The 26,017-nt window shown below is 65.9% G+C and carries 18 protein-coding genes, 1 tRNA gene and 1 riboswitch; of the genes, 13 read left to right on the plus strand and 6 right to left on the minus strand.

The genetic code is table 11. The annotated features are described in order from the left end of the window. Nucleotides 1–128: 128 nt before the first annotated feature. Nucleotides 129–1,832 (minus strand): 30S ribosomal protein S1, encoded by a 1,704-nt coding sequence (locus tag ACQRAG_RS09560; RefSeq protein WP_168935027.1) that lies wholly within the window; start codon nt 1,830–1,832, stop codon nt 129–131. Nucleotides 1,833–2,220: 388 nt separating this feature from the next. After that, nucleotides 2,221–3,093, minus strand: coding sequence for an SAM-dependent methyltransferase (locus tag ACQRAG_RS09565; RefSeq protein WP_303930503.1), 873 nt, complete (start codon nt 3,091–3,093; stop codon nt 2,221–2,223). A 642-nt stretch (nt 3,094–3,735) separates the two neighbouring features. Continuing rightward, a riboswitch (cobalamin riboswitch) is annotated at nt 3,736–3,933 on the plus strand. A gap of 21 nt (nt 3,934–3,954) precedes the next feature. On the opposite strand from ACQRAG_RS09565, the gene ACQRAG_RS09570 reads away from it, so the two are divergent. Further along, the gene (locus ACQRAG_RS09570; RefSeq protein ID WP_427803991.1) at nt 3,955–4,842 is read left to right on the plus strand and encodes a sirohydrochlorin cobaltochelatase; all 888 of its coding nucleotides are present in this window, start codon (nt 3,955–3,957) and stop codon (nt 4,840–4,842) included. Nucleotides 4,843–5,363: 521 nt separating this feature from the next. Here ACQRAG_RS09570 and ACQRAG_RS09575 read toward each other — a convergent pair. Beyond that, on the minus strand, nt 5,364–6,644 hold the full coding sequence (locus tag ACQRAG_RS09575) for a phenylacetate--CoA ligase (RefSeq protein WP_006006795.1): 1,281 nt from the start codon (nt 6,642–6,644) through the stop codon (nt 5,364–5,366). A 294-nt stretch (nt 6,645–6,938) separates the two neighbouring features. Further along, nucleotides 6,939–7,727, minus strand: a complete 789-nt coding sequence (gene sfsA / locus ACQRAG_RS09580; RefSeq protein WP_427799484.1) for a DNA/RNA nuclease SfsA — start codon at nt 7,725–7,727, stop codon at nt 6,939–6,941. A 140-nt stretch (nt 7,728–7,867) separates the two neighbouring features. On the opposite strand from sfsA, the gene ACQRAG_RS09585 reads away from it, so the two are divergent. After that, complete coding sequence (locus ACQRAG_RS09585; protein WP_168935023.1) at nt 7,868–9,046, plus strand: pyridoxal phosphate-dependent aminotransferase; 1,179 nt, start codon at nt 7,868–7,870, stop codon at nt 9,044–9,046. A 498-nt stretch (nt 9,047–9,544) separates the two neighbouring features. Further along, entirely contained in the window at nt 9,545–10,954 is a 1,410-nt protein-coding gene (gene thrC, locus ACQRAG_RS09590) for a threonine synthase (RefSeq protein WP_204626585.1), read from the plus strand. 78 nt (nt 10,955–11,032) lie between these two features. Here thrC and ACQRAG_RS09595 read toward each other — a convergent pair whose 3' ends face one another. Beyond that, nucleotides 11,033–12,733, minus strand: coding sequence for an AMP-binding protein (locus ACQRAG_RS09595; protein ID WP_427803990.1), 1,701 nt, complete (start codon nt 12,731–12,733; stop codon nt 11,033–11,035). A 68-nt stretch (nt 12,734–12,801) separates the two neighbouring features. Continuing rightward, nucleotides 12,802–13,374 carry a cupin domain-containing protein gene (locus ACQRAG_RS09600; RefSeq protein WP_204626583.1) on the minus strand — a complete coding sequence of 191 codons (573 nt, stop codon included), beginning with the start codon at nt 13,372–13,374 and terminating at the stop codon, nt 12,802–12,804. 135 nt (nt 13,375–13,509) lie between these two features. Between ACQRAG_RS09600 and hypF the strand changes: the two genes are divergently transcribed. The 10 genes from hypF (at nt 13,510) to ACQRAG_RS09650 (ending at nt 25,924) form a co-directional block, all read left to right on the plus strand. Continuing rightward, nucleotides 13,510–16,047 carry a carbamoyltransferase HypF gene (hypF, locus tag ACQRAG_RS09605; protein WP_427803989.1) on the plus strand — a complete coding sequence of 846 codons (2,538 nt, stop codon included), beginning with the start codon at nt 13,510–13,512 and terminating at the stop codon, nt 16,045–16,047. Nucleotides 16,048–16,210: 163 nt separating this feature from the next. Further along, nucleotides 16,211–16,286: transfer RNA gene (locus ACQRAG_RS09610), tRNA-Ala, on the plus strand. Nucleotides 16,287–16,492: 206 nt separating this feature from the next. Then, a complete protein-coding gene (locus ACQRAG_RS09615; protein ID WP_204675256.1) occupies nt 16,493–17,389 on the plus strand; it encodes a hypothetical protein in 897 nt (298 codons plus the stop codon). A 122-nt stretch (nt 17,390–17,511) separates the two neighbouring features. Next, complete coding sequence (locus tag ACQRAG_RS09620; RefSeq protein WP_297159954.1) at nt 17,512–18,669, plus strand: MFS transporter; 1,158 nt, start codon at nt 17,512–17,514, stop codon at nt 18,667–18,669. Next, entirely contained in the window at nt 18,669–19,172 is a 504-nt protein-coding gene (locus ACQRAG_RS09625) for a methylated-DNA--[protein]-cysteine S-methyltransferase (RefSeq protein ID WP_303931894.1), read from the plus strand. The genes ACQRAG_RS09620 and ACQRAG_RS09625 overlap by 1 nt, the downstream gene beginning before the upstream one ends. A gap of 163 nt (nt 19,173–19,335) precedes the next feature. Next, nucleotides 19,336–20,100 (plus strand): response regulator transcription factor, encoded by a 765-nt coding sequence (locus ACQRAG_RS09630; RefSeq protein WP_204625775.1) that lies wholly within the window; start codon nt 19,336–19,338, stop codon nt 20,098–20,100. Nucleotide 20,101: 1 nt separating this feature from the next. Further along, nucleotides 20,102–21,526: an ATP-binding protein gene (locus ACQRAG_RS09635; RefSeq protein WP_427803988.1), complete on the plus strand. Its 1,425-nt coding sequence runs from the start codon at nt 20,102–20,104 to the stop codon at nt 21,524–21,526. Between the two features lie 332 nt (nt 21,527–21,858). Next, complete coding sequence (locus tag ACQRAG_RS09640; protein ID WP_329968784.1) at nt 21,859–23,139, plus strand: molybdopterin-binding protein; 1,281 nt, start codon at nt 21,859–21,861, stop codon at nt 23,137–23,139. 152 nt (nt 23,140–23,291) lie between these two features. Further along, nucleotides 23,292–25,244 (plus strand): molybdopterin biosynthesis protein, encoded by a 1,953-nt coding sequence (locus tag ACQRAG_RS09645; protein WP_427803987.1) that lies wholly within the window; start codon nt 23,292–23,294, stop codon nt 25,242–25,244. Nucleotides 25,245–25,483: 239 nt separating this feature from the next. After that, complete coding sequence (locus ACQRAG_RS09650) at nt 25,484–25,924, plus strand: YqaA family protein (RefSeq protein WP_427803986.1); 441 nt, start codon at nt 25,484–25,486, stop codon at nt 25,922–25,924. Nucleotides 25,925–26,017: the final 93 nt, after the last annotated feature.

Below are 26,017 nucleotides of genomic sequence, written 5' to 3' on the forward strand. Positions count from 1 at the left end.
GGGCTCCCTGCCCGGGAAAAAGGATGGGGCCGCAAGGATGGCCTGCCGTTCCTCCGCCCTGCCTTGCGGACGCAAAAAGGGGGAGCCTTGCGGCTCCCCCTTCATATTCGCAAACCGGTCCGTGAGGACTAGTTGTTTTCCTGAGCGGCCTTCAGCAGGTCGCCGAGGCTCTGACCGGCTTCCTGGGGACCAGCGTGGAATTCTTTGGGCTTGCGGCGGTCTTCGTCGTCCTTGATCTGCTTGATGGACAGACCCAGGCGGCGTTCTTCGGCGCTCACGTGGATGACCTTGGCCTGGATTTCCTGACCTTCCTTGTAGAGCTCGGCAGGGCTCTTGATCTTCTTGCTGGAAAGTTCGGAAACGTGCACCAGACCTTCGATGCCTTCTTCCACTTCCACGAACAGACCGAAGTCGGTGATGTTGGTCACCACGCCCTTCACGGTGCAGCCCACGGGGTAGGTGCTGGGCACGTGGCCCCACGGATCATCGACCAGCTGCTTGATGCCCAGGGTGAACTTTTCGTTTTCCTGGTCAACGGTCAGCACCTTGGCCTGCACGGTGTCGCCCACCTTGTAGATCTCGTTGGGATGACGCACCTTCTTGGTCCAGCTGATGTCGGACACGTGGATGAGGCCGTCGATGCCGTCTTCGATACCGATGAACATACCGAATTCGGTGATGTTCTTGATGACGCCTTCGAGGATGGTGCCTTCAGGATACTTTTCGGCCACCAGTTCCCAGGGATTGGGACGAACCTGCTTCATGCCCAGGCTGATGCGCTTCTTCTCGCCGTCCACACCCAGGATGACGACTTCGACTTCGTCACCGGTGTGCACCATCTGGGAAGGATGACGCAGCTTGCGGGTCCAGGACATTTCGGAGATGTGCACCAGGCCTTCCACGCCGGGTTCCAGTTCCACGAACGCACCGTAGTCCACCAGGTTGGTGACCTTGCCGGTGCACTTGGCACCTTCGGGGAAGCGGGCGGAGATGTCCTGCCACGGATCGGGCACCAGCTGCTTGAGGCCCAGGGAGACCTTGTTGTTCTCGCGGTCGAAGGAGAGCACCTTCAGGGTCAGGTCCTGACCCATGGTGATCATTTCCTTGGGATGGCGGATGCGCTTCCAGCTCATGTCGGTGATGTGCAGCAGGCCGTCCAGACCGCCCAGGTCCACGAACACGCCGTATTCGGTGATGTTCTTGGCCTTGCCGTGCACGATCTGGCCTTCTTCCAGGGTGCGCAGCAGATCCTGACGCTTGGAATCACGCTCTTCTTCCAGCAGCACGCGGCGGGAAACGATCACGTTGCTGCGGCGGCGGTTGATCTTCAGCACGCGGAATTCGAATTCCTGGTTGACCAGAGCGTCCATGTCGGGCACGGGACGCAGGTCCACATGCGAGCCAGGCAGAAAAGCTTCAACCCCGCCGATGTCCACGGTGTAGCCGCCCTTGATGCGACGCACGATGTGGCCCTTGATGACCCGGTTGTTTTCCTGCACGTCTTCGAGCTGGTCAAAGACCTGCATGCGCTTGGCCTTCTCAAAGGACAGCGTGATGGTGCCTTCCATTTCGTTCTTGCGAACGACGTAGACATCCACACGGTCGCCCACGCTGACGGTCATGTTGCCGGCGGCGTCACGGAACTCGCTGGCCGGGATCTGGCCTTCGGACTTGAAGTTCACGTCCACCAGAACATTGTCGTCATCCACGCGAACGATCTCGCCCTTGGTGATAGAGCCTTCTTCGAGGTCGCCGAAGTCGGGATTGAGATAGTTTTCAAGGGCGCTTTCGAAACTCATTTCGTTTTCGTGCCCGGTTTCCTTGTCTGCCATGCTTGACATGCCTCCAAACATAATTTGTCCCCTGTACGGGGGTGAAAGAAAGTAGCAAAAGGAAAGGCAAAGCACAAGGCGAAAATGGCCCGGACACGTGTCAGGGCACGCGGAACGGCCCTTTCCACGCCATGGACGGCGAACGGAACGTCGTGAAAGGACAGGGAAAAGAGCTCCCCATTCCTGACAATGGTTCCTGAAAAGAAAAAGGAAGGCGCGGCACCGCAAGGCTGCCGTCCTGCAGAGCCTGGACGGCAAGGGCTCCGCCTCCCGCCTGCCATGGCTGCATAGGCCCATCGCCGCCCGCCCTTGCGATGACCGGAAAAACGCAAAGCGGGCACACCGTCCGGCGACGGCATGCCCGCATCATGGCGATGGAAAGGATGGTCTAGTCGGCCAGCTTCACGAAGGTCAGCTCGTGCTTGTTACAGGAAAGATGCAGCAGACGGCCGCCCGGGATGGCCGCGAAGGCCCGCGCCGTCTCGTGGTCGGTCTGGGCCTGGAACTTGAGCGTGCAGACCACGTTGCGGCAGGCATCGGCCGCCAGCCATTCCTGCACGGTCTCCAGCAGGCGGTCGGGGTAGCAGATCATGTCCGAGAACAGCCAGTCCACCTGGCCCACATGGCGCGGCTCAAGGCCGAAGCCGCTGCCCAGGCAGTGGTTGACGCCGGGCATGGCCGCCACCTGGGGCGCCAGCTCGGCCTTGTCCACGCTGAACACGCGGCAGCCCAGCCGCCCCAGCACCCAGGTCCAGCCGCCCGGTGCGGCGCCCAGGTCGATGCACAGTTCCCCCGGCGCGGGCGTGCGCCCGGTCAGGGTGAAGACTTCCCACAGCTTGAGGTAGGCGCGGCCCGGCGGGTCCTCGCGGTTCTCCACGAACTGCACTTCCCCGTCGGCAAAGGGCGAGGTGGTGCACGGCGAGGCCAGCATCAGGTCTTTTTCCCACAGGGTGAAGGCCCCCAGCGGTGCGGACGGGGCGGGCGTGCCGAAGTGCAGGGGCCGTGCCGCTACGTAGGGCAGCTGCTCCTGCATAAGGCGCAGACGCCGCACATGTCCGCCAAGGGTGGGGATGTGCGCCCGCCAGTTGCGCTGCAGGGCCGAGAGCTGCCGTGCCCCGCTGCCGATGGAGGTGATGGGGATCCAGCGCGGTTCCGTCCAGACGTTCTGGGCCCAGGCCGCGGGCTCCGTGCCTCTGGCCAGCACCAGACGGCCACGCACGGTGATGACGCGGTCCCCCAGCTCTTCCAGCAGGGGCTGCATGTAGTCACGCGCCGCCACCTGCACGCTGAAATCTTCTTTGGGCAGGGCCGAACGGGGCAGGTCGGGCCAGCGACGGGCCAGGAGCACCTGCTCCTGCTGCCGGGCCTCGCGCCGCTGTTCCCGGCGCTCCTGCCGCCAGCGGGGCAGGGCATGGGCCTCCCCGGCGGCATGTTCCGGCTGTTCCGCCTTCTTGCCCCAGCCCGTTTTGGCCCGGGCGGGAGCCTGCGCTGCCGGCTCCCCGGAAACACGACGCCCGGAACGGCGGGACGGGCCTTGCCTGTCCGCGCCCTGCTCCGGGCTGGCCTTGCCCCCGCTGCGACGGCGGGGCGCTGAACGTTTTTTCTCTTCCCTGTCGGCTTCCTGCGGGGCCTGCTCCTCATGGAGGGCGCCACGACGGGGCGCGGGAAATGATCGACTGTGCGTACTCATGTGATCAGCATAGCCCAAAGCCCGGACAAGGCCAAGCGTCCGCCAGCCTCCTTCGGCGACGGGGATGGCCCGAGCGGCGAAAAAAAGCAGGGCCGTCCTCCCCTCGCGGACCAGCGCCGCCCGTGACGCAACGGCCGGACAAAAGGAGCCTTCCCCCCGCATCTCCCGGACAGCGCAGGCTTTTACTTTTCCGCCCGGCTTGACTTTTGTGCCCCAAACCGTTTCTGATGGCGCATCCATGCGGGGAATTCCGTGCAAATCGGAAACAGTCGCGCTGCGGTAAGAGGGTACGGAGCTTCTTTGGCGACACGCCACGACAGCCAGCCGTCACGGTGAAGGCGAAGCAAAGGCCCGGAGGCATGCCTCCCCATTCCCTCAAGTCCGAATACCCGCTCCATCCCTAACCTTTCAACGCGTCATTGAGGAGGTTCCATGCGTCGCATCCCCACAACATCCCTGCGCTCCACGCTGCTGGCCCTGCTGCTCACCCTCTGCCTGGCCCTGCCTGCCCTGGCGGCCCAGAAGGAAGGCCTGCTGCTGGTGGCCTTCGGCACCAGCGTGCCCGAGGCCCAGCCCGCCCTGACCGCCATCGACAAGGAATTCAAGGCCGCCTTCCCCCACAGCCCCGTGATCTGGGCCTATACCTCCAGCATCATCCGGGCCAAGCTGGAAAAGAAGGGCGTGCACATCGGTGACGTGGCCGCCGGTCTGGAAGAGCTGGCCCGGCAAAAGGTGGACGTGGTGCGCGTCCAGTCCCTGCATGTGGTGGCCGGGGAGGAATTCAGCGAGATGGAGCGCCTGCTCGTCAGCTGGCTGGTCCGCCATCCCGACAGTTTCAAGGCCGTCTATCTGGGCCGCCCGCTGCTGGAATCCCGGCAGGATGCCGAAGATGTCTGCCGCGCCGTCCTCGGCGCCACCGAAGGCAAGCGCAAGTCCGGCGAGCTGCTGGCCCTCATGGGCCACGGCCAGAGCCACGGCCGGGGCGACATGATCATCGAAGGCATGCGCGCCACCCTGGCCGATGCCGACAACCTGGCCGTGCTGGCCACGGTGGAAGGCTCGCACGGTTTCGACCAGGTGCTTGCCGCCATCAAGACCAGCCGCGCGTCCGTCATCTGGCTCCAGCCCTTCATGGTGGTAGCCGGGGACCATGCCCGCAACGACCTGGCCGGTGACGAGTCCGATTCCTGGGCCTCGCAGATCCGCGCCCTGGGCCTCACCCCCCGCCCCGTACTCACCGGTCTGGGCGAGCTGCCCGGCGTGCGCGCCGTCTTCGTGCGCCATGCCCGCGACAGCCAGGACGATCTGCTGAAGCAGTAAGACAAGATGCTGCCAAGGGGAGACGGGGCCCCTTTTGGAAAAGGGTCTCCCTTCTCCCCTTGGAACCCCTCTTCCCCCCTAAAACTTTTTCTCCGGTCCGGCCGGATGGTCCCCGTCGCTGTCTGAGAGGGCAAGGCATTCGGCACAGGACAGGCAGCCCGCAGCCCCGCCAGCCAGACGGTCGCAGACGCGAGGATCATAGATTCAGCCAATAGAAAAGGACGCCACGCATGGCGTCCTTTTCTATTGGCTTTTTTAGGTGCCCCACACTGGGCGACCGTTTATCGAAGTTCCTGGCCGTTCCCTTCCCATGAAAAAACAATCATATCTCCCCGGCCCGCTTACTGTCCCCTTCTTCCGCGCGCCCTGGGGACGGACGCACGAAGAAAGCCCGCCGTGGTCAGGCGGACCGTCACTGATCAGAACAAAAGTTTTTGGGAGGGATGGGGGGAGCTTGAGGGGGGAAGGGGCGACCTTTTTTCAAAAAGGGCCCCTTCCCCCCTCAAAAAACAACCACCGCCCTAGCGCAGGTCGGTGACGCGCTTGGACTTGCTGAAGGTACGGGGCAGGCTGGCGTGGTCGGCGAGCTTCACGGCCACGCGGGCCAGCAGGGACTTGTGCAGACGCTGTTCCAGCGCGGCCACCAGCTGGGCATCGCCGCCGGAGGTGGCGCCCTGGGCGCGTTCCACGGTCAGGGTCATGTGGTCCAGCGAGCGGTCGTCGCGGGTCAGTTCCACATGATATTCGCCGCCCAGTTCGGGGAAGGCGCCGATGACGTCCATGATCTGGCCGGGGTAGATGTTGACGCCGCGGTAGATGATCATGTCGTCGGAGCGGCCGAGGATGCGGTCATGGCGGGGCATGCTGAGGCCGCAGGGGCAGTCGCCGGGCAGCAGGCGGGACAGGTCGTGGGTGCGGTAGCGCAGCAGGGGCACGGCCTCCTTGCGCAGGCTGGTGACCACCATCTCGCCCACTTCGCCTTCGGGCACGGGCTGCAGGGTCTCGGGATCGAGGATCTCGATGATGAACATGTCGGCCCAGTAGTGCAGGCCGTTGTGCTCGTCGCAGTCGATGGCCGTACCGGGGCCATACATCTCGGTCATGCCCGCGATGTCATAGCTGCTTTCCAGCCCCAGCTTGCTCTCGATGGCCAGACGCATCTTTTCGCTGCGGATCTCCGAGCCGCAGATGACCTTGCGCAGCTTGAGCTTGTCGCGGATACCGGCGCGCTCCACTTCTTCGGCCAGCAGCAGGGCCATGGAGGCCGTGGCGCCGAAACAGGTGGAGCCCATGTCGCGCAGGAGCTGCAGATGCATCTCCAGGTTGCCGGGGCCTACGGGGATGGTGAGCATGCCGAAGCGCTCGCTGCCCAGCTGGAAGCCAGCACCGGCCGTCCACAGGCCATAACCCACGGCCACCTGCATGCGGTCCATGGGGGTCAGGCCCGCCATCTCGTAGCAACGGGCCATCTGCAAGGTAAAATTATTCACGTCATTGGCCGTGTAGGCCAGGATCTTGCGCTTGCCCGTGGTGCCGCTGGAAGCATGGATGCGCACCACTTCCTCTTCGGGCACGCAGAGCAGGGGCAGGGGATAGCCTTCGCGCAGGTCTTCCACGTCCACGGTGGGCAGACGGCGCAGATCGTCCAGCGAGGTGATGTCGTCAGGCGTGACGCCACAGGCTTCCAGACGTTTGCGGTACTGGGGGGACTTGAAAGCCTGGCGCACGGTGAAGCGCAGGCCTTCCAGCTGCTGGCGGGCGATCTCTTCGGGAGAAAGCCGGGGGATGAAACGGTGAGTCATGGAACTGTCTCCTTGAGAGCATGGACCGTGGCAACAGGGGCCACAGGGGGCCGCCGGGACACATCGCCGCAAGGCGGTATCCGCCTGTGCCGGAGCGGCAAACGGCGAATCCCTTTCCGGCCGGGAACGGCCGATGCGCCCGCCACAGTTTGCCGCCCGTCATTGTGCGCGTTTTTGTCCCAATGGGCAACAGGGAGAGAACAGGCGTGGGGAAGAGGCGCTCACGCGCTGTGGGGTGCCCTATGAAAATGGCCCCGCGCCCCTCCGCATCACATTCCCCCCAACAGGAGGACATCACAGTCCGGCGGGACGGGGCGCCACGGGCAGCAGGCCTTCCAGCTCGATACCGGCAGGGCTCACCGAGGCGCGGTAGGGATAGATCTCCACCCCGGCATCCATCGCCTCATAGAACAGGGCCGCATAGGCGGGGTCCACTACGTCCGCCGGGCCGAAGCAATGGCCGTCCGGGCGCTGCACCAGATAGAACATGGCCGCGCGTTCGCCGCAGCGCACGATGTCCATGAGCTCGCGCAGATGCTTCTGACCGCGCTCCGTGGCCGCATCGGGAAAGCAGGCCACGCCGTCTTCCACCATGGTCACGTTCTTGCATTCCACCCACAGCGGCGGCAGATCCGGCCCGGTGAGGCAGGCATCCAGGCGGCTCTCGCCGCGTTTGGCCTCCCGGCGGCATTGCGTGTATCCGGCGGCAAAGGCCAGCCGCCCGGCATGGAAGGCAACTTCTATCATGCGGTTGGGCACGCTGGTGTTGACGCCCACCCAAAAGCCACGGCCCAGGGCGGAGCCATCCGCGCCTTCCTCCCCGCCGGGCAGGGGCGGTACGGCCCGCTCGGCCAGCCAGACGGCCTCCTGCGTGTAGGGCAGCTTGCGCGCCGGATTGGCCGCGGGCGAGGCCAGCAGCGGGGCTCCGGCCAGGGTCAGGCCCAGCATGCTGCCGGAATTGTTGCTGTGGACCCAGACGTTCTGCCCGTCCAGCAGCATCTCCACACTGAAGCGCTTGTAACGCCTGATGAAACGCCCCACCACACAGCCTTGGGGAAGGGGCAGCAACGGTGTTTTTTCCATGGATCATCCTTAAAAGGGACACAGGGCCGCGGGGAGGGGCCCTCGTTTACAGTCAGATATGAACCTGATACGCTATTGCGCCGTGACCGGAGCGGGCGCGCCGCAGTCCGGCCACTCCTATTCCAGGCAAGGAGCACCCTATGCAGATTTCCGAACGTGTGCGCACCATGAAGCCCTCGCTGACCCTCAGCGTCAACACCCGCGCCATGGAGTTGCGGGCCCAGGGCATACAAGTCACCAGCCTGGCCGTGGGCGAGCCGGACTTCCCCACCCCCAAGCATATCTGTGAGGCCGCCAAGGCCGCCATCGACGCCAATTTCTGCCGCTACACGGCCGTGCCCGGCATCCCGGAGCTGCGGGCCGCGGTGGGCGGTTACTTCAAAAAATTCTACGGCGAGGACATCGCCCCCGAATGCACCATCGTTTCCGCCGGCGGCAAGCATGCCCTGTACAACTTCATGCAGGCCTCCATCAACCCCGGTGACGAAGTGCTGCTGCCCGCCCCCTACTGGGTCAGCTATCCCTACACCATCCAGCTGGCCGGCGGCGTGCCCGTCATCGTGCAGGCCTCGCTGGAACAGGGCTTCAAGGTCACGCCCGAGATGCTGGACGCCAAGTGCACCGACAAGACCAAACTGCTGGTGCTCAACACGCCCAGCAACCCCACTGGTGCCGTCTACAATGCCGAAGAACTGGCCGCCATCCTGGACTGGGCCGACAGCCGCGACGTCTACGTGCTGACCGACGAGATCTATGACCAGCTGGTCTTCGCTCCGGCCAAGATGGCCAGCGCCGTGCACCACTTTGCCAAGAATCCCGAAAAGGTGGCCATCCTCAACGGCGTTTCCAAGAGCTTTGCCATGACCGGCTGGCGCGTGGGCTATGTGGTGGCCCACCCCGAGATCATCAAAAAGATGTCCAGCATGCAGGGCCACTGCACGTCCAACATCTGCTCCATCTCGCAAAAGGCCGCCCTGGCCGGCCTTACCGGTCCCCTGGATTTCCTGGGCGAGATGCGCAACGCCTTCCAGCGTCGCCGCGACCTGGCCATGGACATCATCAACGGCTGGGATTTCGCCTCCTGCCCCTGCCCGGACGGCGCCTTCTACCTGTTCGTGGATGTGCGCAAGTGCTTCGGCGGCACGGTCAAGAACTCCACCGAGCTCTGCACCTGGCTGCTGGACAAGGCCCGCGTGGCCGTGGTGCCCGGCGCCGCCTTCGGTGACGACAACTGCATCCGCTTCTCCTACGCCGTCAGCGACGACACCCTGCGCGACGCCCTGCAGCGCATCGGCGACGCCCTGTCCCAGCTGCGGTAGAGGATGTTTCTTGAGGGAAGGGGGAACCCCTTCCCTCAAACTCCCCTTCCCCAGCGCGCTTTATTGGAAAGGAAATTTCCTTCCCATAAAAAGCGCTCCGATGAATGCCCGGCTGACCCGCCAAGCGGGAGCAGCCATCCCTCAACGGAGGGGCTCCAGCAAGAGCCCCTCCGTTTTCATTTTTCATACCACTCAGACTCTTTTGCCCTTCCTGCCGGGGGACCGGCAGCGGGGCACGGCCATCATGCCACGCCGGCCGCCATCCACCCGGATAAAATGCGTTTGGGGTGGGGTGGGGGCCCGGGGGAGGGGAGGCCCTTTTCGCATGGGCAAAAGGGCCTCCCCTCCCCCGGAAAAACGCCGCCCGCTCCTCCCTCGTCCCTGCCTGCCCTCTCGACAAGTCACGGGAGAGGATGGTAAAAAACTCCTTTCCTCATCCTGTCCCTGCAAGGAGATTATCCCGTGTGCCAGAGTGATTTTCCCGCCTATCGCGGTCAGATGGAATATGTGTGCCTGCACTGCGGCCAGCGTTACCCCGGTGACAGCCTGCTCTACACCTGCCCGTCCTGCGGCGGCGTGTTCCTGCTGGAAAACACCAAGTTCGACGAACTGAAACAGCGCAGCGGCGCGGAATGGCGCGAGATCTTCGACCGCCGTGCCTCCACCCGCAGCACGGCCCTGCGCGGCATCTTCCGTTATTATGAACTGCTGGCGCCCCTGCTGGACGAGGAAGACATCGTCTACCTGGGCGAAGGCCTGACCCCCATCGTGGAAGCCGCTCCGGCCCTGCGCGACCGTGTGGGCGTGCCCTTTGCCTACAAGAACGATGGCCAGAACCCCAGCGCCTCCTTCAAGGACCGCGGCATGGCCTGTGCGTTCAGCTATCTGAAATGGCTCTGCCGCCGCCACCAGTGGGACGAGGTGCTGACCGTCTGCGCCTCCACCGGTGATACCTCCGCCGCCGCGGCTCTGTACGCCTCCTATGTGGGCGCGCCCCTCAAGAGCGTGGTGCTGCTGCCCCACGGCAAGGTGACCCCGCAGCAGCTCTCCCAGCCCCTGGGCAGCGGTGCCACGGTGCTGGAACTGCCCGGCGTGTTCGACGACTGCATGAAGGTGGTGGAGCATCTGGCCGAGAATTACCGCGTGGCCCTGCTCAACTCCAAGAACAGCTGGCGCATCCTGGGCCAGGAATCCTACGCCTATGAAGTGGCCCAGTGGTACGGCTGGGACGTGTCCGGCCTGTGCATCTTCGTGCCCATCGGCAACGCGGGCAACATCACGGCCGTCATGTCCGGCTTCCTCAAGATGCTGGAACTGGGCATCATCACCAGCCTGCCGCGCGTCTTCGGCGTGCAGAGCGAACACGCCGACCCCGTGTACCGCTACTATGCCGCGCCCAAGGACGCCCGCGTGTGGCAGCCCGTGACCGTCACCCCCAGCGTGGCCCAGGCCGCCATGATCGGCAACCCGGTCTCCTTCCCGCGCGTGCAGCGCCTGGCCGAAAAGTTCATCGAAAAGGGCGGCGAAAAAGCCTTCCAGGTGGTGCAGGTGACCGAACAGCAGATCATGGACGCCATGATCGTGGCCAACCGTCACGGCCACATCGCCTGCACCCAGGGCGGCGAATGCCTGGCCGGTCTGGTCAACGCCCGTGCGCTGGGCCTGGTGGGCGATGACGAGCACGCCGTGCTGGACGCCACGGCCCACGCCCTCAAGTTCTCCGGCTTCCAGGACATGTACTTCAACGACAGCTTCCCCGAAGCCTACGGCGTCAAGCCCCAGGCCGAGCTTTCCAACAAGCCCGAACTGCTGCTGCCCGAAAGCGCCCGCGAAGGCAAGGACGTGGCCACCTTCGCCCGCATGGGCGCCGATGCCGTGGTGGCCCGCCTGGGCCTGAGCCGCAAGTAGCCTCCGGCTCCTCCGCAAAACGTCAAAAGCCCCTTTCCCGACGGGAAAGGGGCTTTTTTCATGGCAGACAGATGTGCGCTATTTGGCGGCCTTGGAGTCCGGCTCGGCCATGGCTTCGGGCCAGCGCTCGGCGGCCATCTCGCGCAGCTTGAATTTCTGGATCTTGCCGCTGGCGGTCAGGGGGAAGCCGTCCACCACGGCGATGTAGCGCGGGATCTTGTACCAGGCGATCTTGCCGCGGCAGAAGGCGCGCACGTCTTCGGGCGCCACGGGCACGTCGGGCCGGGCGATGATGAAGGCGCCCACTTCCTCGCCGTACTTGCGGCTGGGCACGGCCACCACCTGGATGTCCAGCACGCCGGGCATGCCCATGAGGAATTCCTCGATCTCGCGCGGGTAGACGTTCTCGCCGCCGCGGATGATCATGTCCTTGATGCGGCCGGTGACGCGCACGTAGCCGTCCTCGTCCATGGTGCCCAGGTCGCCGGAATGCAGCCAGCCGTCAGGGCTGATGGTGCGGGCCGTCTCTTCGGGCATGTTGTAGTAGCCCTTCATGACGTTGTAGCCGCGGCACAGGATCTCGCCCACTTCGCCGCGCGGCAGTTCCTCGCAGGTCTCGGGGTCGCCGATGCGCACCTCGATGCCGGGCATGGCGCAGCCCACGGTCTCGCAGCGCAGGTGCAGGGGGTCGTCGGGGTCGGACTGGGTCATCACCGGCGAGCCCTCGGTCAGGCCGTAACAGATGGTGATGTCCTTCATGTACATGTCTTCCACCACGCGCCGCATGAGCGGCTCGGGGCAGACGGAACCGGCCATGATGCCCGTGCGCAGGCTGGAGACGTCGAAGCGCTTGAACATCTTGTGTTCCAGTTCGGCCAGGAACATGGTGGGCACGCCGTACAGGGCCGTGCAGCGCTCGCTGTCCACGGCGGCCAGCACATGCAGGGGGTTGTAGGCTTCGAGGATGACCATGCAGGCCCCGTGGTTGACGCAGGCCGAGACCCCCAGCACGCAGCCGAAGCAGTGGAAGAGCGGCACGGGCAGGCAGACGCGGTCCTCGTCGGTGAAGCGCTGGTTGCGGCCGATCCAGTAGCCGTTGAGGCCCACGCCCACATGGGTCAGCATGACGCCCTTGGGGAAGCCCGTGGTGCCGGAGGTATACTGCATGTTGATGGCGTCCCAGGGGTCCAGGCTGTCCTGCCGGGCCTGGTACTCGGCATCATCGGTCATGACGGACATGGACAGGATCTCGGGCACGGAATACATGCCGCGATGCTTCTCCGCGCCCAGGAAACAGACGCGCCGCAGATGCGGCAGGCGCGCGAAGCTGAGCCGGTCGCGGCTCTGGTAGCGCAGCTCGGGGGCCAGAGTGTAGAGCGTGTCGATGTAATCATGGTCGCGCAGGCTGTCCATGATGAAGATGTTCTCGCACTCCGACTGGTTGAGCAGGTATTCGAGCTCGTGTTCGCGATAGTTGGTGTTGACCGTGATCAGGATGGCCCCGATCTTGGCCGTGGCGAACTGCAAGGTCACCCAGTAGGGCACGTTGCTGGCCCAGACGGCCACCTTTTCCCCTTTCTGCACGCCTAGCGCCATGAGTCCTTTGGCGAACAGATCGACGGTATCGGCAAACTCGCGCCAGGTCTGGCGGTAGTTGCGGTCGGCATAGACGATGGCTTCCTTGTCGGGGATGCGGGCCACCGTCTCGTCCAGGATCTGGCCAAGGGTCTTTTCACGCAGTTCGAACAGCGCCTGGCGCTGGCGTACTTTCTCGTCCATGGATCATCCTCATATACCGCGCGGGAGCGCGGGCTGTGTACGCAAAAGGGCCGGGGAACGACGGAAGGCTACGGCGTGTAGGTCACAGCCAGCAGCTGGGCCGGGTCGTCGCCGTGCGCGCCCACGTAATGGGGCACGATGGAGTTGTAATAGATGGTCTCGCCGGCCTTCAGGTAATAGGTCTCGCGGCCGTAGACCACCATCAGCTCGCCCTTGAGTACCAGGATGAATTCCTCGCCCTGGTGCGAGATGGTCTTCCGCTCTTCGTCCTTGTCGGGATAGATCTCGATGAAAAAAGGCTCCATGTTGCGGTCGCTCTTGCCCTTGCCCAGCGCCTGATAGATGTAGCTGGAACGGGGGGTGCGGCCGGTGTGCATGGCGGGGTCCACGCTGCCCAGCTGGTCTATGCGGGAAATGATGGGATCGCGGGTGAACTGGTCATCCAGGAAGGTGCCCAGACGGACGCCCAGCGAGCGGGCCACCTTCTGCAGGGGGCCGATGGTGGGATATATCTCGTCATTTTCCATGCGTTCCAGAAAATTGACGGTCAGTCCCGTATTCTGTGAGAGGGTCTCAAGATCCACGTTCCTTTCCTCGCGGAACGTGCGGATGCGCTTTCCGACACTGCTTTTTCCGGCCATGTCTGTCTCCTGTTGCAGCCTGTGCAGAAAAACCAAGGGTAAAAAGTGTTCTGAAAAATATCATAAAGTCTTATGGCCCCGCAAGGCGGCAGTCCGTGCGTAGCGCAAACGTCGAAAAAACGCTAGGCTCGTCCCATGATACAGCACAAACGTACGGCCTTGCTGGCCGCAGGACAGGTCCAGGGCGTGGGCTTCCGCCCCTTCATCTACAGGCTGGCCGTGGAAGGCGGCCTTTCCGGCAGCGTGGGCAATACCTCGGACGGGGTGCGCATCGAGGTGCAGGGGCCCCCGGAACAGGTGGATGCCTTTGCCGTGCGTCTGCGCCGGGAGCTGCCGCCCCTGGCCCGGCTCACCCGGCTGGAGATCACGGAGCTGCCCCCCGTGGACGGCGAGACGGAATTCGTCATCGTGGCCAGCCACGGCCATGCCGGCCACAGCGTGCTTGTCAGCCCCGATGTGGGCATCTGCGAGGACTGCCTGCGCGACATGCACACGCCCGGCAATCCGCGCTTCGGCTATGCCTTCACCAATTGCACCAACTGCGGGCCGCGCTACACCATCACCCGGTCCATCCCCTACGACCGCGCCACCACCAGCATGGCCTGCTTCCCCTTCTGCCCCCGCTGCGAGGCCGAATACCGCGACCCTCTGGACCGCCGTTTCCATGCCCAGCCCGTGGCCTGCCCGCAATGCGGGCCGCGCCTGTGGCTGGTGGACAACCCGCTGCTCCCGCCCGGCGGCACCCTGCCCCCGGACAGCGCCCCGGCAAACTGGCCCGGCCCGGAGACCCTGCCGTCGGAAGCGTCCATGCGGGATGCCGTGGCACGGGCGGCCGCCCTGCTGCGGGACGGCCATCTGTTGGCCCTCAAGGGCCTGGGGGGCTTCCAGCTGGCCTGTGACGCCCGCTCCGCCCGCAGCGTGGCCCTGCTGCGCCTGCGCAAGCGGCGCCCGCACAAGCCGCTGGCCCTGATGGTGCCGGATCTGGCCACGGCACGGGAGCTGTGCGACCTTGCCCCGGAACACGAGGCCCTGCTGCTTTGCCCGGAAAAGCCCATCGTGCTCTGTCCGGCCCGCAAGGGCTGCCTGCCCCCCGCTATCGCGCCGGATACCGCCGGCATCGGCCTCATGCTGCCTTACACGCCCCTGCATGCCGTCCTTTTCGACGAGCTTGTCCGCCTGACCGCTACGGCCGGAGAGCCCGCGCCCGTGCTGGTCATGACCTCGGCCAATGCCAGCGGCGAGCCCATCTGCCTGGGCAACCGCGAGGCCCTGCGCCGTCTGGCGCATCTGGCCGATGCCTGGCTGCTGCACGACCGTGACATCCTGGTGCGCGTGGACGACAGCGTGGCCGGTGTGCGTCCCCTGCCCGCCGACGGGGAAAAACCCGCCGCAGCGCCCTTTTTCTACCGCCGGGCACGCGGCTATGTGCCCCGTCCGGTGATGCTGCCCGAAGCCTGGGGCACGGATCTGCCCTGCGTGCTGGGCGCGGGCGGCGAGCTCAAGGCCACGCTCTGCCTGACGCGCGGCAACGAGGCCTTCGTCAGCCAGCATGTGGGCGACCTGGAGAACGCCCCCACCTTCGGTTTTTATGAGGAAGTGGCCCGCCACCTGCAGGATCTGCTGGAGGTGCGGCCCGCCGCCGTGGTCTGCGACCTGCACCCGGATTTCCTCTCCACCCGCCATGCCACGGAACTGGCCCGGCGCGAGGGCCTGCCCCTCTGGCATCTGCAGCACCATGCCGCGCACGCGGCCTCCGTGCTCACCGAACACGGCCACACCGGCCCGGCCCTGGCCCTGACGCTGGACGGCACCGGCCTGGGCACGGACAAGAGCATCTGGGGCGGAGAGCTGCTGTTCATGGAACTGGATGCGCCCCGCTGGCAGCGTCTGGGCCGTCTGGCGCCCTTCCGTCTGCCCGGCGGGGAGGCCGCCATCCGCGAGCCCTGGCGCATCGCCCTGGGCCTGGCCCTGCAGAGCGGTCTGGCCCCCGAAGCCCTGACCGGGATCTGGGCGGACTGCGCTGACGACGGGGACGATGTCTGCCGTGCGCCGCAGGCCATGGCCGTCACGGCGGTCAGCGAGATGTGGCGCCGGGGCCTCAACTGCCCGCCCACGTCCAGCGCCGGGCGCCTGTTCGATGCCGTATCCGCCGCGCTGGGCCTGTGTACGCACATCACCTATGAAGGACAGGCCGCCATCCGTCTGGAAGACGCCGCCGCCCGCAGCGCCCTGCCGGGACAATGGTGGCGCATGGGGGCGGAAGAGCTGCGGGCCCCGCAGCCGGAGCACGAGCTGCTGCCCGCCCTGCCCCTGACGGAAGAGGACGGCCTTTGGCAACTGGACGGCACGGCCCTGTTCGCCGCCGTGCTGGCCCGGCGCGACCGCCTGCCCGTGGAAGATCTGGCCGCCCGTTTCCACTGGCAGCTGGCGCAGGGCTTCACGGCCCTGGCCGTCAGGGCCGCCGGGGCCACGGGCGTGCGCGTGGTGGGCCTTTCCGGCGGCGTCATGCAGAACGCCCTGCTGGCCCGCCTGCTGCCGCTGCTGCTCGCGGCGCACGGCCTCACCCCCTTGTGCCAGCAGGAAGTGCCGCCCGGTGACGGCGGCATCTCTCTGGGCCAGGCAGCCTGGGCACAGGCCTGTTTGCGGGCCGGTCTGCCCACGGAACTAGTATAGTCCGCTGACGGCCCATGGCGGCCCGTTTACCCCTGTTGCCGGAGCAAACGCTGTGCGCTTCTTATGTAATTTATTGAGATAAAAGGATAAAAAAGAAAAATCACTTTTTTTGATTTTTTCGTTGACAGCCAGGGTCTTTTTGGGCAGTATACATTTCTGCCGAGGGGCTGTAGCTCAGTTGGGAGAGCGCTTGAATGGCATTCAAGAGGTCAGGAGTTCAATTCTCCTCAGCTCCACCAAAAAGGAAATCAGGGTTTGCGGAAACGCAGACCCTTTTTTCGTTTCTGGCTCCCGCCGTTTTTCTCCCCCCCGCCACATGACGCCATTGTGTCATTCTGTGACATTTTCACGGAGCCCGTCTTCCCCCGTTGCCCTTTTTCTCTTAGCGCGCTACTAGGGGAAAAAGGACCGTCAATGACCCGGTCCAAAGAAGGAGGAAGATGAGATGAAAGGATTGTTCGCTTCCCTGGCAATGCTTTGCGCCCTGTGCGTGGCCCTGCCCGCCGCCCAGGCCAAGCCCCTTCCCGGTGCCAAGTACACCTACACCCTGAAAAGCGTCATGCCCGTGGCCGGTCGCCAGGGCGTGGCCTGCGACGGCAAGTTCATCTATGTGAGCTGCAGCAAGGCCCTGTACAAGTACGACATGAACGGCAAACTGGTGGCCGAGAACAAAAATCCCTTCGAAGGCTACTCCATCCCCTCCAACCACATCGGTGACATCGACGTCTACAACGGCGAGATCTATGTGGGCGCCGAAAACTTCATGGACGGCGTGGGCAAGGACATCCAGATCGCCATCCATGACGCCAACACCCTGAAATTCAAGCGCACGTTCAAGTTCGAGCCCAAGTCCGGCCAGGAAGAAGTGTCCGGCATCACCGTGGACCCGGTCAAGAAGACCGTGTGGATGTGCTCCTGGGTGGGCGAAGAAAGCGGCCGTCATCTGTATGAATACGACCTCAAGGGCAACTACCTGCGCAAGGTGCATCTGCAGCCCGTGCCGCAGTGGGTGCAGGGCGTGTTCTACTACAACGGCTCCCTGTTCATGACCGCTGACGACGGCACCGCCGACGACAACGAGCCCGACCATCTGTACCGCATCGATATCACCTCGGACAGCAACGCCCATGTGTACATGGAAAAGGTCTTCGACGAAGCCATCAAGCAGGGCGAGATCGAAGGTCTGTGCGTGGACCCCTCCACCGGCGACCTGCTGGTGCACATGAACCGTGGCGCCCGCATCGTGCTGGGCATGGGCAAGGGCTTCTACCCCGGCTACACCGAGGAAGTCCACGAGATCTACCGCTACAGCATGGAAGCCAAGCAGCCCCCGCGCCGCTAGGCATCGTGTCCTACCTGCCTTTCCGGGCCGCCTTCGGGCGGCCCTTTTTCGTGCCCGCCTCCCTTGACGCCGCCTGCCCTGCCCGCTATGCCCATGCCTCAAGCTTTCCGCAGGAGACAGGCATGGACCTTCGCAAAATACTGCTCATTTCCCTGGGGCACCTCAGCTGCGACCTCAACGGCGGCGCGCTGCCCTCGCTGATGCCCTATCTGGCCGCGGCCCACGGCTTCAACTATCAGGCCGCGGGCGCCCTGATGTTCGCCTATTCGGCCACCTCTTCCCTGGTGCAACCCGTATTCGGCTATCTGGCCGACAAACACGCCCGTTCCTGGTTCGTTCCGCTGGCCGTGCTGCTGGCGGGCGGCAGCCTGGGCCTGGTGGGTTTTCTGGACAGTTACTGGGCCATCTTCCTCACCCTCATGCTCTGCGGTGTGGGCGGCGCCCTGTTCCATCCCGAAGGGGCCCGCTATGCCAACCTCGTCTCCGGCAACCGCAAGGGCGCGGGCATGAGCATCTTTTCCGTGGGCGGCAACAGCGGCTTCGTGGTGGGGCCGCTGCTGGTGGCCGGGGCCACCTTCGTGGCGGGCCTGCACGGCACGGCCGTGTTCCTGCTGCTGGCCCTGTGCACGGCCTCGTTCCTCTTTTTCCAGATGCGCGGCTGGCAGCGCCAGATCCCCCAGAGCAATGACGCCGCAGGACAGGCCGAACCGCGCAACGACTGGCATGCCTTCGGCGTGCTGACCCTGGTCATCGCCTCGCGCTCCATCCTTTTCCTGGGCTTCAATACCTACATCCCCATGTACTGGCATGACGTCTTCGGCCAAAGCAAGGAATTCGGCGCCATGATGCTGGCCTTCTTCTGCGTCTGCGGCGTCAGCAGCAACGTGCTGGGCGGCTTCCTGGCCGACAGGATCGGCTATGCCCGCATCATCCGCCTTTCGTGGTGGCTGGCCCTGCCCGCGGCCCTGGCCTTCGCCTGGGTGGACAGCATGTGGCTGGCGGCCCTGCTGCTGGCCCCGCTGGCCGTGGGCCTGTTCGCGCCCTTCAGCTCCATGGTGGTGCTGGGCCAGAAGCTGCTGGCCCGCAACATGGGCTTCGCCTCGGGCGTGACCCTGGGCCTGCCCATGACCCTGGGCGGCATGGCCATGCCCCTGCTGGGCTGGATCGCGGACAATTTCGGCGGGCTGGGCACGGCCATGGCCTGCCTGGTGCCCGTGGCGGCCCTGGGGGCGCTGGCCTCCCTGCGCCTGCGGGACGACGCCGCCGGGGAGCGTGCCTGATGCCGGTCGCCGGTCTTGCAAGCCCCGTGGGGCCGCTCTGGCTCACGGAAAAGGACGGGCATCTGGTGGCCCTGGACAGGACATGCCCCTCCCCGGCCCACTGCCCGCCCGAGGCCATCTCCCTGCCGGGACAGCCCGTGGCGAGCCCCCTGCTGCACGAGGCCCGGGAACAGCTGGCGGCCTACTTTGCGGGCCGCCTGCGCCGCTTCGACCTGCCGCTGGCCCCGCAGGGGACGCCCTTCCAGCTGCGCGTCTGGCGGGCCCTGCAGGACATCCCCTACGGACGGACCTGCTCCTACGCCGAACTGGCCGCGGCCGTGGGCAGCCCGCGTGCCTGCCGTGCCGTGGGCCAGGCCAACGGCCGCAACCCGCTGATGATCGTCATTCCCTGCCACAGGGTCATCGCCGCCGGTGGCGGCCTGGGCGGCTACAGCGGCGGTCTGGACATCAAGCGTTTTCTGCTGCGTCTGGAGGCGGGGCTGCCCCTGCCGGCAGACCGCTGACGCCCCCTGCTCCCTCCCCGGCGGTTGCCTCCTGGCGCGAGTACAGGTATTATGGATAAGTTCGTATCTTTACTGTCGTTTTTGATACAGAACTGCAAAATGACAGTAAAAGTATGACATACTTTGTCATAATACCCTGCCCTTCAGCCCCAGAGTGCGGACCATGAACACGATCCATACCATCTGTATCGTCGATGACGACGAGGAAATCCGCTCCTTGCTTTCCGACTATCTGCGTCGCAACGGCTTTTCCACCTGCACGGCGGGGAACGCGGCGGAGTTCCTCGAGATCCAGCGCCGCGTGCCCTGCAGCCTGATCGTCATGGACATCATGCTTCCCGGCATGAACGGGCTGGAGCTGTTCCGTACCCTGCGCGCCGAATCCACGGTGCCCGTCATCTTCCTCACCGCGCTGGGCGACATCACCGACCGCATCGTGGGCCTGGAGCTGGGCGCCGATGACTACCTGAGCAAGCCTTTCGAGCCCCGCGAGCTGCTGGCCCGCATCCGTACCGTGCTGCGCCGCACCGAAGGCAGCGCCCGCCGCGACCAGCCCGAGACCACGCCCCTGCAGTTCGCAGGCTGGCTGCTGGACCGCAGCGCCCGCCATCTGGTGGCGCCCGACGGGGTGGTGGTCTCCCTGAGCGGCACGGAATACCGCCTGCTGGAGATCTTTTTGCAGAACCCCCAGCGGGTGCTCAGCCGCGACGAGCTGCTGGAACGCACCCAGGGCCGCAACGCCGTGCCCTATGACCGCAGCATCGACGTGCAGATCAGCCGCTTGCGCACCCGCCTGCGCGACAACGGCCGCGAGCCCCAGCTCATCAAGACCGTCCGCGGCGACGGCTACGTGCTGGCCACGGACGTGCGCCCGCAGTTCGTGCGCCCGGCCCTGCCCGTGGATGCCCCCATCATGCCCGGAAAGTAGCATGCGCGCCTTCCTTGCCCGTCTGCTGCGCAGCCTGACCTCCACCACGCTTTCCGCACAGCTGGCGGGCATGCTCATCGGCGGCATCCTTTTCCTGCACGGCGTGGCCACCTTCACGGTCCAGCTGGTGGAAGAACGGCAGGCGGCCCGCTCCGCCCTGCTGGAACAGGCCAACAGCCTGGCCCTCTCCCTCCAGCTCCTGCACTCCGAACCCTTCGAGTACAAGCGCTCCCTGCTGGAGCGGCTGGAACGCCTGGACGTGGTCCACCTGAGCCTGAGCGATGCCCCCAATCCGGCCCGGCAGGCCAGGGACGAACGCGCCCTGTATCTGCGAGACCGCCTGCGCAAGAACCTGAACAGCATCGAGACCGATCTGGACACCCGCGAGATGCTGACCGAGGTCCAGCGCGTGCATGTGGCCGACAGCATGAACCCCACCCTGCGCCGCCATGTGCCCTGGACGCATGTGTACGAAAGCCGGGTGAGCGTGCGCCTGGACGACGGCAAGTGGCTGTGTGTGGTCATCAGCAGCGATGCCTATGATTTCTCCCCCAGCCAGGCCTCCCTGACCATGCTCCTGCTGGAAGCGGGCCTGCTGATCCTGCTCATCCTGGTGGTGGTGCATCGCGTGGTGCGGCCCTTGCGGGTGCTCTCCGGCAAGGCCGAGAGTTTCGGCCGCAACCTCTACACCGCCCCCCTGCCCGAAGAAGGGCCCACCGAAGTGCGCGAGGCCGCCCGGGCTTTCAACAAGATGCAGGAACGCATCCGCGCCGGTGTGGGCCAGCACGAGCGCATCCTGGCCGCCGTGGCCCACGACCTGCGCACCCCCCTGACCCGCATCCGCCTGCGCGTGGAGAGCATGGACCCCGCCTCCCCCCTGCGGGCCAAACTGCTGGGAGACATCGACATCCTGGGCGGCATCATGGCCAACAGCGCCGAACTCACCCGCGGCAGCGCCCGCGACGAGGCCGCCGTGCGCATGGACATGAACGCCCTGCTGGACAGCCTGGTCTCCGACCGGCAGGACATGGGACAGGACGTCAGCCTCGAAGGCAGCTGTGCCCGCCCCTGGACGGTGCGCCCCAACAGCTTCCGCCGCTGTCTCTCCAATCTGCTGGACAACGCCCTGCGCTATTCCGGCAGTGTCCGCATCCAGCTCCGGGAAAAAGACGAGACCCTGCAGATCGACGTGCTGGATGACGGCCCGGGCATCCCCCCCGACATGCTGGAGCAGGTCTTCGAGCCCTTCTTCCGCTTGGACGAGGCACGCAGCCCCCACACCGGCGGCAGCGGCCTGGGCCTGAGCATCGCCCGCAGCATGGCCTGCCGCAACGGCGGGGAACTGAGCCTGCACAACCGGCCGGAAGGCGGCCTGTGTGCCCGCCTGTGCCTGTACCGGTCGGCCATGGAGACGGAAACACTGTAACGAGCTACGCCCCGCAGGGATGACGGGGAGAGCGCCATGCGGCAACAGTCGGGGCTCCCTTCAGAGAGTCTTCGGCCTCCGCGTTCCCGGTGTCTTGCGTCCGGCCGCTTTCTCGCGCCCGTTTCCCTGAACGTCCTGCGACCTCGTCCTCTCTGCCTGTCCCGTAGCGGCGCGCCTTCCGTATCGCCCCTCCTCCCCACAGGGATGGCCGCACGGCTCGCAGCCGCCCTTTTCTCCACTGTGCCGCAGGAAGCAAAGGCTTTGCACCCGGCAGGCATTGCGGTATGCTTTTCTGCCGTCCGGCCCGTCACGCCGGTGCACAAGGAGAAGCCATGAAGAACTTTTTGACCCTGCAATCCGTGGAGACCGTGCTGGGGCATCTGCGCGCCCTGCCCGTCCTGCCCGCGGAGACCGTCCCCCTGACGGATGCCCTGGGCCGCCGCCTGGCGGAAGCCCTGCACGCCCCTGCCGACCTGCCCGGTTTTGACCGTTCCACCGTGGACGGATTCGCCGTGCGCGCCCGTGATGTCTTCGGCGCGCAGGAAGGTTCCCCCGCCCTGCTGGAATGCGTGGGCGACTGCCCCATGGGCGCCGTGCCGGACATCAGCCTCCAGCCCGGCCAGTGCGCGCGCATCCTCACGGGCGGCATGCTGCCCGAGGGCGCGGATTGCGTGGTCATGGTGGAATATTCCCGCCCGGCCGGCGGCAACATGGTGGAGCTCACCCGCACCCAGGCCCCCGGTGACCACGTGGTCATGCGTGACGAGGACGCCGCCGCCGGTGACTGCATCATCCCCGCGGGCCGCAAGCTGCGCCCGCAGGAGATCGGTCTGCTGGCCTCCTTCGGACAAAAGGACGTGGCCGTACGCCGTGCGCCCCGGGTGGCCATCATCTCCACCGGTGACGAGGTGGTGCCCATCGGGAGCGAGCCCCGCCCCGGCCAGGTGCGGGACGTCAATTCCTACAGCCTTGCCGCCCTTTGCCGCAGTGCCGGTGCCGAGCCGACGCTGGCCGGTCTGGTGCGCGACGACGCCGCGGCCCTGCGCCGCACGGTGCTGGCCGCGCTGGACGAGGCCGATGTGGTGGTGGTCTCCGGCGGTTCCTCCGCCGGTATGCGCGACCATACCGTGGACGTCTTCACCTCCGTGCCCGGCAGTGAGCTGCTGACCCACGGCGTGGCCATCAGCCCCGGAAAGCCCTTCATCCTGGCCCGCAGCGGCGGCAAATGCCTCATGGGCCTGCCCGGCCATGTGAGCAGCGCCCTGGTCTGCGCCCGCGCCTTCCTCGTGCCCCTGCTGGAACATCTGCAAGGCAGTGCCGGGGACGAGCTCGTCCCCTCCCTCACCGCCCGCCTGACCCGCGCCGTGGCTTCGGCCCAGGGCCGCCGCGACTACATCCGCGTCAAACTGGTGCCCGCCAGCGCCGCGGCCCTCGAGGCCGCCTGGCTGCCCCAGGGACTGGACTGCTCCGATGTGGACTGGCTGGCCCAGCCGCTCATGAAGCCTTCCGGCGTGGTCTCCGGCCTGGTGGAGGCCGACGGCCTCGTCATCTGCGCCGAGAACCGCGAAGGTCTCACCGCCGGGGAACGCGTGCGCGTGGAGCTGCTGGCGTAGTTTTTTCTTGAGGGGAGGGAAGACCCCTCGCCTAGCGCGAGAGGGGTCCCCCTCCCCTCAAACTCCCCACCCCTCCCCAGCGCGCTTTATTTGAAACGATGCCGGCCGCACAAGATCCTTCCGGCCTCCATTCGAGATATTGGGAGATATTTATGAAACGCGAACGTCATACCTATCTGACTTTGCAGACCGTGGAGGCCGCCCGCCAAGGCTGGCTGGACCGCATCAGCGCCGAGGGCCACGAGCTGGCCATGGAGCGCGTGCCCCTGTCGGCGGCCCTGCACCGCGTGCTGGCCGAGCCCGTGGCCGCGCGCCGCTCTTCCCCGGCCTTCCACGGCGCGGCCATGGACGGCATCGCCGTCAACGCCGAATCCACCTTCACCGCCTCCACCCGGCGGCCCCTGCGCCTGACCATCGGCACCGACACGTTCTGGATCAATACCGGCCATCCCCTGCCCGCGGGCACCAATGCCGTGGTCATGGTGGAGAACGTCAACACCGAGCCCGACGGGCAGCATGTGGTCATCGAAAAGGCCGCCTTCCCCTGGCAGCATGTGCGCAAGCTGGGCGAGGACATGGTGGCGTCCGAGATCATCCTGCCGCCCGGCGTCTGCATCGGCCCCTACGAGCTGGGGGCGCTGGCCGCGGGCGGCGTGCTGGAACCGCTGGTGTTCAAAAAGCCCCGCGTGGGCATCATCCCCAGCGGCACCGAGATCGTGCCCCTCACCGAGGCCCGCGAAGAAGACCTGTGCGCGGGCCGCTGCCTGCCGGAGTTCAACTCCTACATCTTTTCGGCCATCGTGCAGGAGGCCGGAGGCGAGGCCTTCACCCTGCCTATCGTGCCTGACGATCCCGAGGCCATCAGCGCGGCCATCGATGCGGCCATCGACCAAGGCGCTGATCTGGTGCTGCTCAACGCCGGCTCCTCGGCGGGCAGCCACGACTATTCCGCCGACGTCATCGCCCACAAGGGCGAGCTGCTGACCCACGGTGTGGCCGTCATGCCCGGCAAGCCCACGGCTCTCGGCATGGTGCGCGGCGTGCCCATCATCGGCTCGCCGGGCTATCCCGTCTCGGCCATCGTCGCCCTGGAAGAATTCGTCCAGCCCCTGCTGGCCCTGCTCCAGAAGCGCTGCCTGACCCACCGCGAAACGGTCACGGCCCTGCCCGTCAATCCGCTGCCCTCCCGCCCCGGCATGGAAGAACGCATCCGCGTCAAGCTGGGCCGGGTGGACGACACCTTCTTTGCCGTGCCCCTGCCGCGCGGCGCGGGCACCGTCACCAGCCTGAGCCGGGCCGACGGCATCATCAGCGTGGCCCGCGACTGCGAAGGCATCAGCCGTGACGAGCCCGTGCAGGTGCAGCTGCTGCGCCCCCGCCAGCAGGTGGAAGGCACCCTGCTGGCCATCGGCAGCCACGACAACACCCTGGACCTCATCGACAGCTTCCTGCGCCGCGAGCATCCGCGCTTTCGTCTGGCCTCGGCCCATGTGGGCTCGCTGGGCGGCCTCATGGCCCTCAAGCGCCACCAGTGCCATCTGGCGGGCAGCCATCTGCTCAATGATGCCGACGGCGTCTACAACCGCCAGGCCCTGCGCGACAACCTCCAGGGCGAGCCCATGCTGCTGGTGCGCCTGGTGGACCGCGAACAGGGCCTCATCGTGGCCCCCGGCAACCCGCTGGGCATCCATGACATCGCCGACCTTGCGCGCGAGGACGTGCGCTTCATCAACCGCCAGCGCGGCAGCGGTACCCGCGTGCTGCTGGACTACCGCCTGAAGCAGCTGGGCATCCGCCCGCAGCAGCTGGCCGGGTATGAGGACGAGGAATACACGCACATGAACGTGGCCGCCGCCGTGCTTTCCGGCCGCGCCCATACCGGTCTGGCCGTGCGCGCCGCCGCCTGCGCCCTGGGCCTGGACTTCGTGCCCGTGGGCGTGGAGGAATACGACCTGGTCATCCCGCAGCGCTATGCCGAGGACGAACGCATCATCGCCCTGCTGGATGTCATCCGCTCCGAGGCCTTCCGCAAGGAAGTGGCCGCCCTGGGCGGCTACGGTGTGGAAAAGACCGGTCAGGTCATCTGGGAATACGACGGCCGCTAGGCCGGGATAGTGTTGGGAGCTCTTCGGGGGAGGGGGCTATGGCCACAGCCGGAACAAGCGCCTTTCCCCGTTGCTTCCTTCCTCATGACGCTCATTGGAAAAGGAAGCGCGAGGAAAACTCCGTACGACACTGGCCGATGGCGCCGCAGTCCGTCCCCTTGGTGACGCAGAGGCCTTACGGCAAGCGGTAGGCTCCTGAGGGGCTCACCGTAAAAATATGTCCCGCAGGAGGCCCGTGGATGCTGACCTTGCTGGCCCTGTACGGCGGCCTGTTCCTCACCGCGCTGGTGGCGGCCACCCTGCTGCCCGCGCAGTCGGAGCTGCTGCTGGGCACCCTGCTGGTGCAGAGCGGGGAACCGGCCTGGGCCCTCATCACCGTGGCCACCCTGGGCAACAGCGCGGGCTCGGCCGTCAACTGGTGGCTGGGCCGTTATCTCACCCGCTTTCAGGATCGCCGCTGGTTCCCCTTCTCGCCGGAGTCCCTGCGCAAGGCCGAAGTCTGGTACCACCGTTACGGCCGCTGGACCCTGCTGTGCAGCTGGATGCCCGTCATCGGCGATCCCCTGACTCTGGTGGCCGGTACCTTGCGCGAGCCCCTGCCCTCCTTCCTGCTTCTGGTGGTGCTGGCCAAACTGGGCCGCTATCTGGCGGTAGCCGGTGTGGCCCTGGCGCTCTGGTGATAGATGAAAAAAGGACGCCCGAAGGCGTCCTTTTTTACATCCATCTCAGAATCTCATCCCAAGATGTCCCTTATAAGCGGTTTTTGAAGGGGG

Origin of the sequence: Desulfovibrio sp. SGI.230, assembly GCF_050313065.1 — a bacterium.
In the GTDB taxonomy this organism is placed as follows: domain Bacteria; phylum Desulfobacterota; class Desulfovibrionia; order Desulfovibrionales; family Desulfovibrionaceae; genus Desulfovibrio.